Origin of the sequence: Pseudomonas sp. QD4 (assembly GCF_049199125.1) — a bacterium.
In the GTDB taxonomy this organism is placed as follows: Bacteria; Pseudomonadota; Gammaproteobacteria; order Pseudomonadales; family Pseudomonadaceae; genus Aquipseudomonas.
The window spans coordinates 1,474,117-1,490,452 of sequence record NZ_JBLZOM010000002.1; the positions used below are offsets into that span (position 1 = coordinate 1,474,117).

General features: G+C 62.8%; 14 protein-coding genes. 9 read left to right on the forward strand and 5 right to left on the reverse strand.

Annotation, left to right across the window (positions count from 1 at the left end):
• Positions 1-40: 40 nt before the first annotated feature.
• The 3 genes from betC (at position 41) to ACOZJV_RS17785 (ending at position 4,222) form a co-directional block, all read left to right on the forward strand.
• Complete coding sequence (betC, locus tag ACOZJV_RS17775) at positions 41-1,555, forward strand: choline-sulfatase (RefSeq protein WP_421548135.1); 1,515 nt, start codon at positions 41-43, stop codon at positions 1,553-1,555.
• A 15-nt stretch (positions 1,556-1,570) separates the two neighbouring features.
• Entirely contained in the window at positions 1,571-2,500 is a 930-nt protein-coding gene (gene choX / locus ACOZJV_RS17780) for a choline ABC transporter substrate-binding protein (RefSeq protein ID WP_421548136.1), read from the forward strand.
• A gap of 153 nt (positions 2,501-2,653) precedes the next feature.
• On the forward strand, positions 2,654-4,222 hold the full coding sequence (locus tag ACOZJV_RS17785) for a SulP family inorganic anion transporter (protein WP_421548137.1): 1,569 nt from the start codon (positions 2,654-2,656) through the stop codon (positions 4,220-4,222).
• Positions 4,223-4,394: 172 nt separating this feature from the next.
• On the opposite strand, the gene aroE is transcribed toward ACOZJV_RS17785, so the two are convergent.
• Both aroE and hemF read right to left on the reverse strand, forming a co-directional pair.
• The gene (aroE, locus tag ACOZJV_RS17790; RefSeq protein ID WP_078470308.1) at positions 4,395-5,216 is read right to left on the reverse strand and encodes a shikimate dehydrogenase; all 822 of its coding nucleotides are present in this window, start codon (positions 5,214-5,216) and stop codon (positions 4,395-4,397) included.
• A gap of 18 nt (positions 5,217-5,234) precedes the next feature.
• The gene (gene hemF, locus ACOZJV_RS17795) at positions 5,235-6,152 is read right to left on the reverse strand and encodes an oxygen-dependent coproporphyrinogen oxidase (RefSeq protein WP_078470309.1); all 918 of its coding nucleotides are present in this window, start codon (positions 6,150-6,152) and stop codon (positions 5,235-5,237) included.
• Between the two features lie 168 nt (positions 6,153-6,320).
• Between hemF and ACOZJV_RS17800 the strand changes: the two genes are divergently transcribed.
• The gene (locus tag ACOZJV_RS17800) at positions 6,321-7,298 is read left to right on the forward strand and encodes a quinone oxidoreductase family protein (protein WP_201128724.1); all 978 of its coding nucleotides are present in this window, start codon (positions 6,321-6,323) and stop codon (positions 7,296-7,298) included.
• 609 nt (positions 7,299-7,907) lie between these two features.
• A complete protein-coding gene (locus ACOZJV_RS17805; protein ID WP_153050227.1) occupies positions 7,908-8,945 on the forward strand; it encodes a hypothetical protein in 1,038 nt (345 codons plus the stop codon).
• Between the two features lie 108 nt (positions 8,946-9,053).
• On the opposite strand, the gene ACOZJV_RS17810 is transcribed toward ACOZJV_RS17805, so the two are convergent.
• The 3 genes from ACOZJV_RS17810 to ACOZJV_RS17820 all read right to left on the reverse strand — a co-directional run bounded on the left by ACOZJV_RS17810 (position 9,054) and on the right by ACOZJV_RS17820 (position 11,890).
• The gene (locus ACOZJV_RS17810) at positions 9,054-9,611 is read right to left on the reverse strand and encodes an L-threonylcarbamoyladenylate synthase (protein ID WP_421548138.1); all 558 of its coding nucleotides are present in this window, start codon (positions 9,609-9,611) and stop codon (positions 9,054-9,056) included.
• Between the two features lie 55 nt (positions 9,612-9,666).
• On the reverse strand, positions 9,667-10,773 hold the full coding sequence (gene dprA, locus ACOZJV_RS17815) for a DNA-processing protein DprA (RefSeq protein ID WP_421548139.1): 1,107 nt from the start codon (positions 10,771-10,773) through the stop codon (positions 9,667-9,669).
• 88 nt (positions 10,774-10,861) lie between these two features.
• On the reverse strand, positions 10,862-11,890 hold the full coding sequence (locus ACOZJV_RS17820; RefSeq protein ID WP_421548140.1) for a LysM peptidoglycan-binding domain-containing protein: 1,029 nt from the start codon (positions 11,888-11,890) through the stop codon (positions 10,862-10,864).
• 155 nt (positions 11,891-12,045) lie between these two features.
• On the opposite strand from ACOZJV_RS17820, the gene def reads away from it, so the two are divergent.
• The 4 genes from def (at position 12,046) to trkA (ending at position 16,299) form a co-directional block, all read left to right on the forward strand.
• Entirely contained in the window at positions 12,046-12,552 is a 507-nt protein-coding gene (def, locus tag ACOZJV_RS17825; RefSeq protein ID WP_020294974.1) for a peptide deformylase, read from the forward strand.
• 69 nt (positions 12,553-12,621) lie between these two features.
• A complete protein-coding gene (gene fmt / locus ACOZJV_RS17830; RefSeq protein WP_421548141.1) occupies positions 12,622-13,581 on the forward strand; it encodes a methionyl-tRNA formyltransferase in 960 nt (319 codons plus the stop codon).
• Positions 13,578-14,903: a 16S rRNA (cytosine(967)-C(5))-methyltransferase RsmB gene (rsmB, locus tag ACOZJV_RS17835; RefSeq protein WP_421548142.1), complete on the forward strand. Its 1,326-nt coding sequence runs from the start codon at positions 13,578-13,580 to the stop codon at positions 14,901-14,903. The genes fmt and rsmB overlap by 4 nt, the downstream gene beginning before the upstream one ends.
• Positions 14,904-14,925: 22 nt before the next feature.
• Complete coding sequence (trkA, locus tag ACOZJV_RS17840; protein ID WP_078470318.1) at positions 14,926-16,299, forward strand: Trk system potassium transporter TrkA; 1,374 nt, start codon at positions 14,926-14,928, stop codon at positions 16,297-16,299.
• The last annotated feature ends 37 nt before the right edge of the window (positions 16,300-16,336 follow it).

The window sequence follows — 16,336 nt, forward strand, 5'->3', positions numbered from 1 at the left end:
CACTTTCGCATAACTGCTTACTATGGAATGCCGCGAATACATGAAGCGCAAGAACATTCTTTTCATCATGGCCGATCAAATGGCCGCGCCAATGTTGCCGTTCTACGGTTCCTCGCCCATCAAGCTGCCCAATCTCAGTCGCCTCGCCGCCCAGGGCGTGGTGTTCGACGCCGCGTACTGCAACAGCCCGCTGTGCGCGCCCTCGCGTTTCACCCTGGTCAGCGGCCAGTTGCCGAGCAAGATCGGCGCCTACGACAACGCTGCGGACTTTCCCGCGGATGTCCCGACTTACGCCCACTATCTGCGCCGCCTCGGCTACCGCACCGCGCTGTCGGGCAAGATGCACTTCTGCGGCCCGGACCAGTTGCACGGTTATGAAGAGCGCCTGACCAGCGATATCTACCCCGCCGACTATGGCTGGGCGGTGAACTGGGATGAGCCCGATGTGCGGCCCAGCTGGTACCACAACATGTCCTCGGTGCTGCAGGCCGGTCCCTGCGTGCGCACCAACCAGCTGGATTTCGATGAAGAGGTGGTGTTCAAGGCCCAGCAGTACCTGTTCGACCATATCCGCGAAGACGGCGACCAGCCGTTCTGCCTCACCGTGTCCATGACTCACCCCCACGACCCGTACACCATTCCCAAGGCCTTCTGGGACCTGTACCGCGACGACGACATTCCGCTGCCGGAAACGCCACCACAGAGCAGCCAGGATCCCCATTCCCGGCGCCTGCTCAAGGTCTACGACCTGTGGGACAAGCCGCTGCCTGTGGATAAGATCCGCGACGCCCGCCGCGCCTACTTCGGCGCGTGCAGTTATATCGACAGCAACGTCGGCAAACTCCTGCAGACCCTGGAGGACACAGGGCTGATCGACGACACCATCATTGTGTTCTCCGGCGACCATGGCGACATGCTCGGCGAGCGCGGGCTCTGGTACAAAATGCACTGGTTCGAGATGGCCGCGCGGGTGCCGCTGCTGGTCAGCGCTCCCGGTCAGTTCACCGCCGGGCGGGTCAGCGCAGCGGTCTCGACCGCCGACCTGCTGCCGACCCTGGTGGAACTCGCCGGCGGCGAGCTGGAACCGGGCCTGCCCCTCGACGGGCGCTCGCTGGTACCGCACCTGCAAGGGCAGGGCGGGCACGACGAGGTCTTTGGCGAATACATGGCCGAAGGCACCATCAGCCCGCTGATGATGATCCGCCGCGGCGCCTATAAATTCATCTACAGCGAAGACGACCCGTGCCTACTCTTCGATGTAGCCAACGATCCCCGCGAGCTCGAAGAACTCAGCCAGTCGCCGCAGCATCGGCCGCTGTTCGAGGCCTTCCTCGCCGAAGCCCGGGCCAAGTGGGATATCCCGCTGATCCGGCAACAGGTACTCGCCAGCCAGCGGCGTCGGCGTTTCGTCGCCAGCGCGCTGACCGTGGGCAAGCTGAAGAGCTGGGACCACCAGCCACTGGTCGATGCCAGCCAGCAATACATGCGTAACCACATCGACCTCGACGATCTGGAGCGCAAGGCTCGTTATCCACAACCCTGCCAAAACCAATAACGTAAGGGGAAGAGCATGCAAAGGTTATCCACAGCAGTCGCCATCGGCCTCCTGGCCCTGGGCAGTGCGTCGGCCCGGGCCGATCAGTGCGAAACCGTGAAAATGGCCGATCCGGGCTGGAGCGACATCGCCGCGACCAACGCCATCACCGGCTTCCTGTTGAGCGGCATGGGCTACAAGGCCAAGGTCGATACCCTGGCGGTGCCGATCACCTTTGGCGGTCTCAAGGACGGCCAGGTGGATGTGTTCCTCGGCAACTGGATGCCGGCGCAGCAGGGCTTCTACGACAAGTTCGTGGCCACCGGCGATGTCACCCAGCTGGCGAAGAACCTCGACGGCACCGAGTTCACCCTGGCCGTGCCGGATTACGTGTGGGATGCAGGAGTGCACGATTTTGCCGACCTGAACACCTACGCCGAGGCGCACCCCAAGGACGTCGAGAAGAAGATCTACGGCATCGGCTCCGGCGCGCCGGCCAATATCTCGTTGCAGGAGATCATCAAGAAGAATGACTTCAACCTCGGCCAGTGGAAGCTGGTGGAGTCCAGCGAGCAGGCGATGCTGGCGGAAGTGTCGCGGGCCGTGAAGAAACAGAAGTTCGTGACCTTCCTCGGCTGGACCCCGCACCCGATGAACGTGCAGCTGAAAATGCACTACCTCAAAGGTGGCGAGAAGTATTTCGGCGACACCGGCAGCGTCTACACCCTGACCCGCAAGGGTTATGCACAGGCCTGCCCGAACGTCGGCAAGTTGCTGACCAACCTGAGCTTCACCCAGGAAATGGAGAACAGCATCATGTCCGAGGTGGCCAACAAGAAGGTCAGCAATGCGGATGCGGCCAAGGCCTGGATCAAGGCCAATCCGGGGGTGCTGGACACCTGGCTGGAAGGGGTGAAGACCCTCGACGGCAAGGATGCGCTGGCGGCGGTGAAGGCCAAGCTGTAGTGGCCTGGATGGGGACGCTGCACCCTGAAGCGCCAGCGTCTCCATCCCAGCTATTGAAGGCTGGGCTGAAGCCCGGCGCGCGCGCCATCTTGGGCAAGCGCCTGGGCAATGCTTTACCCTGACGCCCTTGAATCAATCCACCCGCGAGGAACCATGGCCTGGCCCAACCGCCATTCACTCTTTCCCTTCCTGAGCTGGCTGCCTCGGCAAACCCGCGCCAGCATCGGACGTGATCTGTTGGTGGGGCTGAGCGGCGCCATCCTGGCCCTGCCGCAATCCATTGCCTACGCCCTGATCGCCGGCCTGCCGCCGGAGTACGGCCTGTATGCCGCGATAGTGCCGGTGCTGATCGCCTGCCTCTGGGGCTCTTCCTGGCACCTGATCTGCGGCCCGACGGCGGCCATTTCCATCGTGCTCTATGCCAGTGTCAGCCCCCTGGCCGTGCCCGCGTCCCAGGACTACATCACCCTGATCCTGTTGCTGACCCTGCTGGCCGGGGTGTTCCAGTGGTTGCTGGGTTTGCTGCGCTTTGGCGCCCTGGTGAACTTCGTCTCGCACTCGGTGGTGCTGGGGTTCACCCTCGGCGCCGCCGTAGTAATCGCCCTCGGCCAATTACCCAACCTGCTGGGGCTGGACCTGCCGAACCAGGCCACCGCCCTCAACAGCCTGCTCTCACTGCTGGGCCACCTCGACGCTGTGGATAAACCCTCCTTGCTGCTCGGCCTGGGCACCTTGTTGCTGGGGGTGGCGCTGAAACTGCTGCTGCCCCGCTGGCCGAGCCTGTTGATAACCTTGGTACTCAGCGCCCTGGTGGTGTGGCTGTGGCCCGCGCTGTTCGGCCATGTGCAACTGGTCAGCGCCTTTGTCGGCCAACTGCCACCCCTCAGCCCCCTGCCGCTGGACCTGGAAATGATCCTGCGCCTGCTGCCCAGCGCCGTTGCGGTGGGGATGCTGGGGCTGGTCACCAGTTTGTCGATTGCCCGCTCACTGTCGGCCCGCTCCGAACAATTGCTCGATGCCAACCAGGAAGTGCGCGCCCAGGGCCTGTCGAATATCGTCGGCGCGTTTTTTTCCGGCTATCTGTCGTCCGGCTCTTTTACCCGCTCCGGCCTGAGCTACGAAGCCGGCGCCCATTCACCGCTGGCCGGGGTGTTTTCCGCACTGTGGGTGGCGCTGTTTGCCGTGAGTGGCGCGTCGCTGATAGCCCATATTCCGATCCCGGCCATGGCGGGCAGCATCCTGCTGATCTGCTGGGGGCTGGTGGATCATCGAGGCATCCGCGCGTTGTTCCGGGTCAGTCGCGCCGAGTTCGTGGTGATGAGCCTGACCTGCATCGCCACCTTGCTCCTGGAGCTGCAAACGGCGATTTATGCCGGGGTCCTGGCGTCGCTGTTTTTCTACCTCAAGCGCACCTCGCAACCGCGGGTGCAGCAATGGCGCGAGGGTGACGAAGACATCCTGCGGGTTGGCGGCTCGATCTTCTTCGGCGCCAGCCACTACCTGCAAGTGCGCATGCAACGCTGCCACGCGCCACGCCTGGTGATCGAGGCCCAGCACATCAATTTTATCGATTACTCGGGGGTGGAAATGCTGCACCAGGAGGCCAGGCGTCTGCGGCGCCAGGATCGCAGCCTGATCCTGCGCCGGGCGCGCCAGGCGGTGAAGGAGGAGTTGATCAAGCTCGAAGGACCGCAGCGTTGCCCGATCCACTTCGAAGACTGACCCCCAAGGTTTGATGGGGGCGCTCCCTGTGGCGAGCGAGCTTGCGCGCGCTGGAATGCGCAGCAGGCCCAAAGCCGGGCACCGTCGTCTGTCTGAAAAGCTGCGAAAGCCGGTTCTACCACCGCTGCGCGACCGAGCGCGAGCAAGCTCCTCGCCACACTGTTGCAGCCCGTTACTGCGCCAATTGCCGCCGCAACTCAGCCAGCACCGGCGCGCTGTCCGGGCGCACGCCACGCCAGAGGTAGAAGGCTTCCGCCGCCTGCTCGGCGAGCATGCCCAGGCCATCCATCACCTGCGTCGCCCCGTGCTCCCTGGCCCAACGGCAGAACGGCGTGGGTTCCTTGCCGTACATCATGTCGTAGCACAGTGTGTGGCCGGGCTCGATCAGGCTCCCGGCAATCGGCGGCACATCGCCGGAGAGGCTGGCCGAGGTCGCGTTGATGATCAGGTCCACCGACTCTTGCAACCAGTCGAAACCGCTGGCCGACACCGGCCCCAGGTCGGCGAACAACTCCGCCAGCAGCTCGGCCTTTTCCACAGTGCGGTTGGCGATGATGACCGAGGCCGGCTGTTCCGCCAGCAGCGGTTCCAGGGCACCGCGCACCGCGCCACCGGCCCCCAGCAGCAGGATGCGCTTGCCCTTGAGGCTGAACCCGGCATTGACCGTCAGGTCCCGGACCAGGCCGGCACCGTCGGTGTTGTCCCCCAGCAGGCGGCCGTCGGCGAGCTTGCTCAAGGTGTTCACCGCACCGGCCCGTTGCGCGCGCTCGGTCAGGCTGTCGGCCAGGCGATAGGCTTCTTCCTTGAACGGCACGGTGACGTTGGCGCCACGGCCCTCGGCGAAGAACGCCCGGGCGCTGCCGGTGAAGTCGTCCAGGGGTGCCAGCAGGGTGTTGTAGTCCAGTTGCTGAGCTGTCTGCTCGGCGAACAGGCGATGGATCAGCGGCGATTTGCTGTGGCCGATCGGGTTACCAAAAACGACATACTGATCCATCTGCTAAAGCCCTTTTTTTCAAGCGGAACCGGCCAGCCAGTCACGGTCTTGCAGGAAGTATTCGGTCAGGCGTGCTTCTTCGCTGCCGGGCTCGGCTTTCCAGTCATAGCCCCAACGCACCTGCGGCGGCAGCGACATCAGGATCGATTCGGTGCGCCCGCCCGATTGCAGGCCGAACAGGGTGCCACGGTCGTAGACCAGGTTGAACTCGACGTAGCGGCCCCGGCGGAATTCCTGGAACTCGCGTTGCTGCGCGGTGTAGGCCGCAGCCTTGCGGCGCTGGACGATCGGCAGGTAAGCCTCGATGTAGGCGTCACCGATGGCGCGCATAAAAGCGAAGCTGGTGTCGAAGTCCCACTCGTTCAGATCGTCGAAGAACAGGCCGCCAATGCCCCGTGGCTCGCTGCGATGCTTGATGTGGAAGTAGCTGTCGCACCAGGCCTTGTAGCGTGGATAAACATCGGCGCCGAACGGTGCGCAGGCCTTTTCGGCGACCCGGTGCCAGTGCACGCAGTCCGCTTCATTGCCGTAATAGGGGGTCAGGTCAAAACCGCCACCGAACCACCAGACCGGCTCCTCGCCTTCTTTCTCGGCGATGAAGAAGCGCACATTGGCGTGGGATGTCGGCACGTGAGGGTTGTGCGGGTGGATCACCAGCGACACGCCCAGGGCCTCGAAACCGCGACCGGCCAGCTCCGGCCGGTGGGCACTGGCCGAAGGGGGCAAACCGCTGCCGAACACGTGGGAAAAGTTGACGCCGCCTTTTTCGATCACCGCGCCGTCGCCAATCACTCGGGTGCGTCCGCCACCGCCGGCCGGGCGAGTCCAGGCGTCCTCGATGAAGCGTGCGCCGCCGTCTTCGGTTTCCAGCGCAGCGCAAATGCGGTCTTGCAGGTCGAGCAGGTAGGCTTTTACGGCCTCGGTGCGGGTAGTCATGGCATCACCTTGAATCGGGGCAAAGCTACGCGGCGCTAGAGATGAAGCAGGGGCCGGCGCAAATGGGCGCGTAGCATAACACTGCACCCCGGCCTGCCGCAGTTGACGAAGGTCAAGCAGAGGAGTCCGATAGAACACTTTCGCGACACGACCGAGGAGAGAATGCAGATGGCCAAACGTATCCAGTTCCGCGCCCATGGCGGCCCCGAAGTACTTGAATATGCGGACTACCAGCCCGCCGAGCCGGGTCCCCAACAAGTCCGTGTCAGCAACAAGGCCATCGGCCTGAATTTTATCGACACCTATTTCCGCAGTGGCCTGTATGCACCGCCGAGCCTGCCATCAGGCCTGGGCGCCGAAGGCGCGGGCGTGGTCGACGCAGTGGGCAGCGAGGTCACCCAGTTCAAGGTCGGCGACCGTGTGGCCTATGGCAGCGGCCCCCTGGGCGCCTACAGCGATGTGCATGTGCTGCCGGCGGCGAACCTGGTGCACCTGCCGGACTCCATCAGCTTCGAACAGGCGGCGGGCGTCATGCTCAAGGGCCTGACCGTGCAATACCTGTTGCGCCAGACCTACGAGCTCAAGGGCGGCGAAACCGTGTTGTTCCACGCGGCGGCCGGTGGCGTCGGCTCCCTGGCCTGCCAATGGGCCAAGGCCCTGGGGGTAAAACTGATCGGCACCGTCAGCTCGCCGGAAAAAGCCGCCATCGCCAAGGCATTGGGTGCCTGGGAGACCATCGACTACAGCCATGAAGACGTGGCCAAGCGCGTGCTGGAACTGACCGACGGCAAAAAGTGCCCGGTGGTCTACGACGGCGTGGGCAAGGACACCTGGCTGACCTCCCTGGACTGCCTGGCGCCACGCGGGCTGATGGTCAGCTTCGGCAATGCCTCGGGCGCAGTGGAGGGGGTCAACCTGGGAATCCTATCGGCCAAGGGCTCGCTGTACGTCACCCGGCCGACCCTGGCGAGCTACGCCAACAACGCGCAAAACCTGCAACTGATGGCTGATGACCTGTTCGCGATGATTGCCAGCGGCAAGCTGAAGATTGAGATCGGCCAGCGTTATCCACTGGCCGACGCCGCCAAGGCCCACACCGAATTGTCGGCGCGTCGTACCACCGGCTCGACCATTTTACTGCCCTAAACCCGGCAGGTGCGTGGCGCGAAACAACCACGGCAGGCGTATGAATCCATACATGACCTGGCTAAGTGCGGAGCGCTGCGCACTCAATACAGAGACTCACCACACCGTGGAATATCCATTGATGGAGCCCATATAAAAGCCGATTAAAAGACAAGTCTTGCTCCTCGGCCGTATTACTTTAGCCTCGCCCTGCACAATAGACTTTTACCCTAGTGGTCAGGGCGAACGACCGGGGCCCTTGGGGGTAAAGTAAATTTATTACGAACTCCCGATTGCCGCTCATTCCTCGTTACTTCATTACCGTCCGGGGCGACGTCAAGATTTAAAGTGTATCTCCAAATATTATCAAGACCTCAAACACCACGGACGGGACAATCAACGCCACGCTCACTGTCTGCATCGACATTCTGTGAATGGACGCAAGGCGCGCCAGGCACGGTTTTACATGCCTGCACCCTAGTTCTACCAACAGGACTTGTCTGAAAAAAATCCAGAAACATAAGTCGCACACCATTCAAAAATCAAAACCTGTTAGGATTTTGCCTCCTAATAACTGTAATTAGAAATGCAGAAGACAGATGATGATTTTTCATAAAAAAAGATATTCCCATGCAGTATAAAAGAATACTGATCGCTGCTTTCCTGCCCACACTTTTTCTACCCAGCCTCGCTTATTCCAATCCGCTCAACGCTCTGTGCCGCAGCAGCCCGAACGCCTCTGCAGGTAACAATCAAGCTGAAATACGTTTGACGAGCCTGAAACCGTTCAATGCAGTACCTGTCAATGGCGTATTAGGTACTGCCAACATGACCGGTTCTCTTATATGCGGCGGTAGCAACGGTAGCAGCATGTGGGGCAAAACCTTTGTCATACAAGGTTTCCCCAATAGCGGAGAAAGTGGATACGTCTGCAAGACACAACTAGACGGTGTTGGTATTCGTTATAGAAATGCTGACGGCGGTGGATATACACCCTGTAGCCGTTGGGGGGAATTTTTCAAAATAACAAACGTGGTCAATGGCCAAATATACACCATGAATACTCCACTCGTAGCCGAGCTTATAAAGACCAAGGAAAATACAACCCTACCCCCTGGTACTCATGATGTATTGATTGATCCAAAAAACTCACTCACTTCCTTCTGGCCAGGGACAACTAACAGTAGTGCCTGGGGCAAAATTGTGTTTGTGGCGAATACCAAGTTGCTGGTCAACCCGTGTCACTTCAGCAGTGCGCAAACTAACGTCAGATTTGGAACTGTGCAGGTAGATGATGTGGCAAGAGGGGCTGTAGAAAGGCCGTTCAGGCTTGAGTTCAGTGGTTGTGGCATCCAGAGTAACGCGGAATACTTCAACAACGTTGCATCACTTCGTTTTCTTTCAGCAAACATACGTGCTGATGGCAACCTCGATACCATCCCCTGCGAGAAAGGGTGTGCGAAGGGCACGGTCATTGAAGTGAAGCCTGAAGGGGGCGTAGCTATCAACCTAAATGAAAAGTTCAGACTGAAGAATGGAAACTACAGTATTGGCAATGACACGATCACCCATCAGTTCGTCGCAAAACTTAAACCTGCGACTGCGTCGTCAGTCATTACGCCCGGGCGCACGGACGCCATACTCACCCTAATCATCGATTCTCTCTAGACCGCGCTCGCCTGCATCACAGGGCAAGCAGCACCCAGCATTGCCTGATGTGCCTGCCTGCATGAGCTGGTGCCAGTGACTGTTCTCACAGGAAACTGGCCCGGCTCATCACGCTGAGCGAATGACCTTCCCGCTGGCCAGGTCACGGATAACACTCGGATTCTTGCGCCCACCCAAGCTGCCACCCAGCACCAGATCCAACTGCCCGCGAAAGTACTGCTCCACGCGGATTCGCGTGCGTGCCGCGGGACGCCCCTGGGGATTGGCCGAAGTGGAAATCAACGGACCGACCAAGGCACACAGCTCACGCACCTGCGGATGGTCGCTGACCCGCAATGCCACGGTGTCGTGGACCCCGGTAATCCATTCCGGCAACAGGTCCTGATGGGGCACCAACCAGGTGTTGGGCCCGGGCCAGGTGCTGGACATGCGCTCGATCCAGGTGTCCGGGAAGTCTTCGAAGAGAAAGTCGAACTGGCGGATGTTATCGGCGATCAGGATCAGGCCCTTGTCCACCGAACGCGACTTGATCGCCAGCAGACGATCCACTGCCTCCTCGTTCCATGGATCGCACCCCAGGCCCCAGACCGCTTCGGTTGGGTAGGCAATTACCGCTCCTGCGCGAATTTCTCGTGCGGCTTGTTGCACGCGCCAACTGTTGACCATTACTGATTCTCCGGGATTAAGGCTGTGCGCAGTTTACCGATCTTGTCTGTAAAACCTAGCTCACCCGCGCAAACCAGCGACCGGACTCACAGACGGCGCGCCCTGCCAATTCCAGCTCCGTGAGTTCACCCAACACCTTGGGCAACGCCCAGCCGCTGGCCGTGGCCAGAGCCTCGCTGGTCTGCGGCGCCGCGTGCAGCAGCTGCAGCAACGGATGCTCGGCGACAGCCGGCGGTGGCTCTGTGGATAACCCCAGGTGCTGCCAACCGCGCAGGGCTTCGAGAATGTGTTCGATGGTCTCCACCAGCACCGCGCCATCACGAATCAATTGATGACAGCCACGGGCCCCGGGGTGATGAATCGACCCCGGAATGGCGTAGACCTCACGCCCCTGTTCCCCCGCCAGGCGCGCGGTGATCAACGACCCGCTGGCGACACTGGCCTCGACCACCAGCACCCCCAGGGACAAACCACTGATGATCCGGTTGCGCCGTGGGAAGTGGCTGGCCTGGGGCCCGGTCTCCAGCGGGAACTCGGAAACCACCGCGCTGCCGCGCTCAATCATCGCCTCGGCCAGGGCCCGGTGGCGCTGTGGATAAAAATTTTCCAGGCCGGTGCCGAGCACGCCCACGGTTTGCCCGCCAACATCCAGTGCAGCCTGATGCGCCGCACCATCGATGCCCAAAGCCAAGCCGCTGGTGATGACAAAACCGGCCCCGGCGAGGCTGCGGGAAAAAGCCCTCGCCGTGTCCATCCCGGGCTTGGACGCACGGCGGCTGCCGACCATCGCCAACTGCGGTTTTTCCAGAATCCGTGGGTCACCCGCGACAAACAACAGGGGTGGAGCGTCAGACAATTGCGCGAGCAACGCCGGGTAGCCCGGCTCGCCCAACAGCAGCAAATGCTGGCCCGGACGCTCAAGCCAGGCCAATGCACGGCTGGCGCCATCCCGTACTTCGGCACTGCGCCGGGCCTCGCTACAGGCCTGGGGCAACCCCAGGGCACGCCACGCACTGGCCGGCGCGCTGATGGCCTTGGAGGCCGAACCAAAGGCGTCGAGCAAGCGCTGAAAACGCCTCGGACCTAGCTCCGGCAGGCGATGCAAACGTAAACGCGCTTCCAGTTCCGCGGGGGAAACCTGGGCAGTGACAGGCTGGGTCATAGGATCATCCTTGATCGTTATAAGCCCCGCTGTGGCGGGAATAAGCTGTGGATAACTCTGTTGGTAACTTGTTGAGGAATGGGCTGCTTCAAGGGTTGCGCAGCTTGTCCTGCACTGCCAGCGAACGCGAGGCGCTGAGCACCAATCCATAGCTGAGCCGGTCATAGGTTCGAAACACCATCAGCAGTCCGGCACGTTCGTCGGGAATCTTCACCTGTTCACCGGCGACCCGGTCACGCACGGTTTCGCCGGTCTTCATCACCGCCAGCACGTTGCCGGGTGTCAGGCCGTCCAGCCGGCCCTTGTCCAGGGTCACCACATCCATGGCCCCGACCTGGGTCACCCCACGCGGCACATCGATGATCAGGCCGTCGACGGGGCGCTCCGGCGCGCTGGGCACAAAGTTCTCTGCCGCGGGCGGGGCCTGGCTGGGGAACAGGCGATCCCCCGGGCGCACCTCCTGAGTGGTGCGTTGCAGGGCCAAGGTCGCCAGGTCACCGTCGAGCGCCAGCACCTCGCCGCCGCCGATATCGTCGGCATTGATCCCCAATACCTCCTGGCTTTGCGGATCGCGGTAGACCTTGCCCTGACGGAAGATGCCATAGGCCCCGGGCAGCGCCACGTCGAAATGCCCGCGCGCGAACACACGGTCGCCGCTGCCGGCCAGGACCCGCTCGGCATCGCCGGCAACGATATAGGGCGCCTGCCGGAAATCCTCTTCGCGCTCGATCATGCGATTGCCCAGCAGGAAGCTGTCGATGGCGTGCGGTGGCAGAGCCGGTATCGCATCCACCAGGGGCGTGCGCCGTACTTGCGGGGATAACTTGAGGGTGCCGCGTGAGGTGCCGCGCTCGAGGTTGAGCTGCGGCTGTCCGGAAGACTGGACCAGGGTCAGGACATCGCCCGGATACAGCAGGTCGGGATCACCCACCTGGGTATTGGCCTGCCACAGTGCCGGCCATTGCCAGGGATCACGCAGGAATTGGCCGGCGATGCTCCACAGCGTATCGCCCGCAGCCACCGTATAGCGCTGTGGATAACCCTCCCGAAGTGGCACCTGCGCCTGGGCGATCGCGGCCCAGCCCAACAGCAGCAAGGCGAGTAGTGATTTCCTCATGCGGTGAATCCCTTTATTATGTGCGTTCGCGTGAAACGCCAGAGCCTGCGCGGCTCGCTCCTCCTGCTGGAGCACGTTTTGCAACGGTAGCCCGGGTCCAGCACCTGCAAGGCCACCGACTCCGCCCTTACTTCACACGTGTAGCAATTACGCCTATGGCCATTTTAAACATCCTCGAATTCCCCGATTCGCGCCTGCGCACTATCGCCAAACCGGTGGACGTAGTGGACGACGAAGTGCGTCAGTTGGTCGACGACATGTTTGAAACAATGTATGAAGCGCCCGGCATCGGCCTGGCCGCGACTCAAGTCAACGTACACAAGCGCATCGTGGTCATGGACCTCTCCGAAGACCGCAGCGAACCCCGGGTGTTCATCAACCCCGAGTTCGAAGTCCTCACCGATGAGATGGAGCAGTACCAGGAAGGCTGCCTGTCGGTGCCGGGTTTCTACGAAAACGTCGATCGCCCGCAACGCGTCAAGATCAAGGCCCTGGACCGCGACGGCAAGCCGTATGAGCTGATCGCCGAAGGCCTGCTCGCGGTGTGCATCCAGCATGAATGCGACCACCTCAACGGCAAGTTGTTCGTTGACTACCTGTCCACGCTCAAACGTGACCGGATCAAGAAGAAGCTGGAAAAACAGCATCGCCAGAACGCTTGATGCCCTTCTTCCAAAGGCTTGCAGCAGCAAGCCTTTTTCTTTTCCGCATGTTTACCACCGAGAATTCCCATGACTGAGCCACTGCGCATCGTCTTTGCCGGCACCCCGGAATTTGCCGCCGAACACCTCAAGGCCCTGCTCGAAAGCCCGTACGAGATCGTTGCGGTCTACACCCAGCCGGACCGCCCGGCGGGGCGCGGGCAAAAACTGATGCCGAGCCCGGTCAAGCAGCTGGCCCTGGAACACGACATCGTGGTGCTGCAACCGCCGACCCTGCGTGCTCCCGAAGCCCAGGCCGAATTGGCGGCGCTCAAGCCCGACCTGATGGTGGTGGTGGCTTACGGCCTGATCCTGCCGCAAGCGGTGCTGGATATTCCGCGCCTGGGCTGCATCAACAGCCACGCTTCGCTGCTGCCACGCTGGCGTGGTGCGGCGCCGATCCAGCGCGCGGTGCAAGCCGGCGACGCGATGAGCGGCGTGACCGTAATGCGCATGGAAGCCGGCCTGGACACCGGGCCGATGCTGCTCAAGGTCAGCACCCCGATCACCGCCGAAGACACCGGTGGCAGCCTGCACGACCGCCTGGCGCACATGGGGCCACCGGCCGTGGTGCAGGCCATCGCCGGCCTGGCTGCCGGCACCTTGCACGGCGAAGTGCAGGACGACATGCTCGCCACCTACGCCCACAAGCTGAACAAGGACGAGGCGCGTATCGACTGGAGCCGCCCGGCCGTTGAGCTCGAGCGCCTGGTGCGCGCCTTCAACCCGTGGCCGATCTGCCACAGCAGCTTGAATGGCGAAGCCTTGAAAGTCCTGGCCGCGCAACTGGCTGAAGGCCAGGGCGTACCGGGTGAAATCCTCGGCGCCAGCAAGGACGGCCTGATCGTCGCCTGCGGTGAACAGGCGCTGTGCCTGACCCGCCTGCAATTGCCCGGCGGCAAGGCCCTCAGCTTCAGTGACCTGTTCAACAGCCGCCGCGAGAAATTCGCCATCGGCACGCTCCTCGGTCAAACGGTAGACGCCCAATGAACCCGCGTCTGGCCGCCGCCAAGGCCCTGGCAGCCGTACTCAACGGCAAGGCATCGCTCAACAGCTCGCTGCCAACCCAGCTGGACAAGGTCGAAGACCGCGATCGCGGCTTCACCCAGGACCTGGCCTTCGGCACTGCGCGCTGGCAGCCACGGCTGTCGGCACTGGCGGCCAAACTGCTGCAGAAGCCGTTCAAGGCAGCCGATGCCGATGTCGAGGCCCTGCTGCTGGTCGGTCTCTACCAACTGCTCTACACCCGGGTTCCACCCCACGCCGCCATCGGCGAAACCGTGGGTTGCGCCGACAAGCTGAAAAAGCCCTGGGCCAAGGCCCTGCTCAATGCCGTGCTGCGCCGCGCCCAGCGTGAAAGCGGAACGCTGCTGGCCGAGCTGGAACATGACCCGGTGGTGCGCACAGCCCACCCGCGCTGGCTGCAAAAGTCGCTCAAGGCATTCTGGCCCGAGCAGTGGGAAGCCATCTGCGCGGCGAATAACGCGCACCCGCCGATGATCCTGCGGGTCAACCGTCGTCACCATTCCCGTGATGCCTACCTCGGGCTGCTGAGCGCCGCCGGTGTGGCGGCCACGCCTTGCGTGTACAGCCAGGATGGCATCGTCCTCGACGCCGCCGCCGATGTGCGCGGCCTGCCGGGCTTTGCCGAAGGCTGGATCAGCGTGCAGGACGAAGCCGCGCAACTGGCCGCCGACCTGCTGGACCTGGCCCCCGGCCAACGGGTGCTGGACGCCTGTTGCGCACCGGGCGGCAAGACCTGCCACATCCTTGAAGTCGAGCCCAAGCTGGCCGGCGTGGTCGCCGTCGACCTGGAAGCCAAGCGCCTGGTGCGCGTGCGGGAAAACCTCGAACGCCTGGGGCTGGCCGCCGAACTGATCGCCGCCGATGGCCGCGACACCCAGGCCTGGTGGGACGGCAAGCCGTTCCAGCGGATCCTGCTGGACGCGCCATGCTCGGCCACCGGGGTCATCCGCCGCCATCCGGACATCAAACTCACCCGCCAAGCCGACGACATCGCCGCCCTCGCACAGCTGCAAGGCGAGCTGCTGGACGCGCTGTGGCCAACCCTCGACGTCGGCGGGATCCTGCTCTACGCCACCTGCTCGACCCTGCCCACCGAGAACACCGCAGTGATCGAAGCGTTCCTGGGGCGCACCCCGGGAGCTCGCGAATTGGACATCGCCGGGCAAAACGGGCAGCCTGCGGCCGGCTTGAAGCAACCCCACGGTCGCCAGTTGCTGGCTCAGCAGGGCGGCCATGACGGGTTCTACTACGCCAAGCTGATCAAGATCGCCGCCGCGCGCGGTTAACCGGGTTTAAGGGAGTGACTGGATGAAGATCATCATCCTCGGCGCAGGGCAGGTGGGTGGCACCCTGGCGGAACACTTGGCCAGCGAAGCCAACGACATCACCGTGGTCGATACCGACGGCGAACGCCTGCGGGACCTCGGCGACCGCCTGGACATCCGCACCGTGCAGGGCCGCGCCTCGTTCCCGACGGTGCTGCGCCAGGCCGGTGCCGACGACGCCGACATGCTGGTGGCGGTGACCAACAGCGACGAGACCAACATGGTCGCCTGCCAGGTCGCCCACACCCTGTTCCACACCCCGACCAAGATCGCCCGGGTGCGCGAAGCCGCGTACCTGACCCGCGCCGGCCTGTTCGACAACGACGCGATCCCGGTGGACGTGCTGATCAGCCCCGAGCAGGTGGTGACCAACTACATCAAGCGCCTGATCGAACACCCCGGCGCGCTGCAAGTGATCGACTTCGCCGAAGGCAAGGCGCAGTTGGTGGCGGTCAAGGCCTACTACGGCGGCCCGCTGGTGGGCCAGCAACTGCGCCAGTTGCGCGAGCACATGCCCAACGTCGATACCCGGGTGGCGGCGATCTTCCGTCGTGACCGGCCGATCATGCCCAAGGGCGATACGGTGATCGAAGCCGACGACGAGGTGTTCTTCATTGCCGCCAAGGCCCACATCCGGGCGGTGATGAGCGAGATGCGCCGCCTTGATGAAACCTACAAGCGCATCGTCATCGCCGGTGGCGGGCAGATCGGCGAGCGTCTGGCCGAGGCCATCGAAAGCCGCTACCAGGTGAAGATCATCGAGATGAACCCGGCGCGCTGCCGCTACCTCTCGGACACCCTGGACAGCACCGTGGTGCTGCAGGGCAGCGCCTCGGACCGCGACCTGCTGCTGGAAGAGAACATCGCCGACGCCGACATCTTCCTGGCCCTGACCAACGACGACGAGGCCAACATCATGTCGTCGCTGCTGGCCAAGCGCCTGGGGGCGAAGAAGGTCATGACCATCATCAACAACCCGGCCTACGTCGACCTGATCCAGGGCGGCGATATCGACATCGCCATCAGCCCGCAGTTGGCCACCATCGGCACCCTGCTGGCCCACGTGCGCCGTGGCGATATCGTCAGCGTGCACTCCCTGCGCCGGGGCGCGGCGGAGGCGATCGAGGCCATCGCCCATGGTGACGCCAAGTCGAGCAAGGTGATCGGGCGCGCCATCGAGAACATCGGTCTGCCGCCGGGCACCACCATCGGCGCGATCATTCGCGATGAAGAAGTGCTGATCGCCCACGATGACACCGTGATCGAGGCCGGCGATCACGTGATCCTGTTCCTTGTGGATAAAAAGCACATCCGCGACGTGGAAAAACTGTTCCACGTCGGCCTCAGCTTCTTCTAACCCCTCGCGCTCGCCTGTGGCGGCTGCCCCAGGCTCG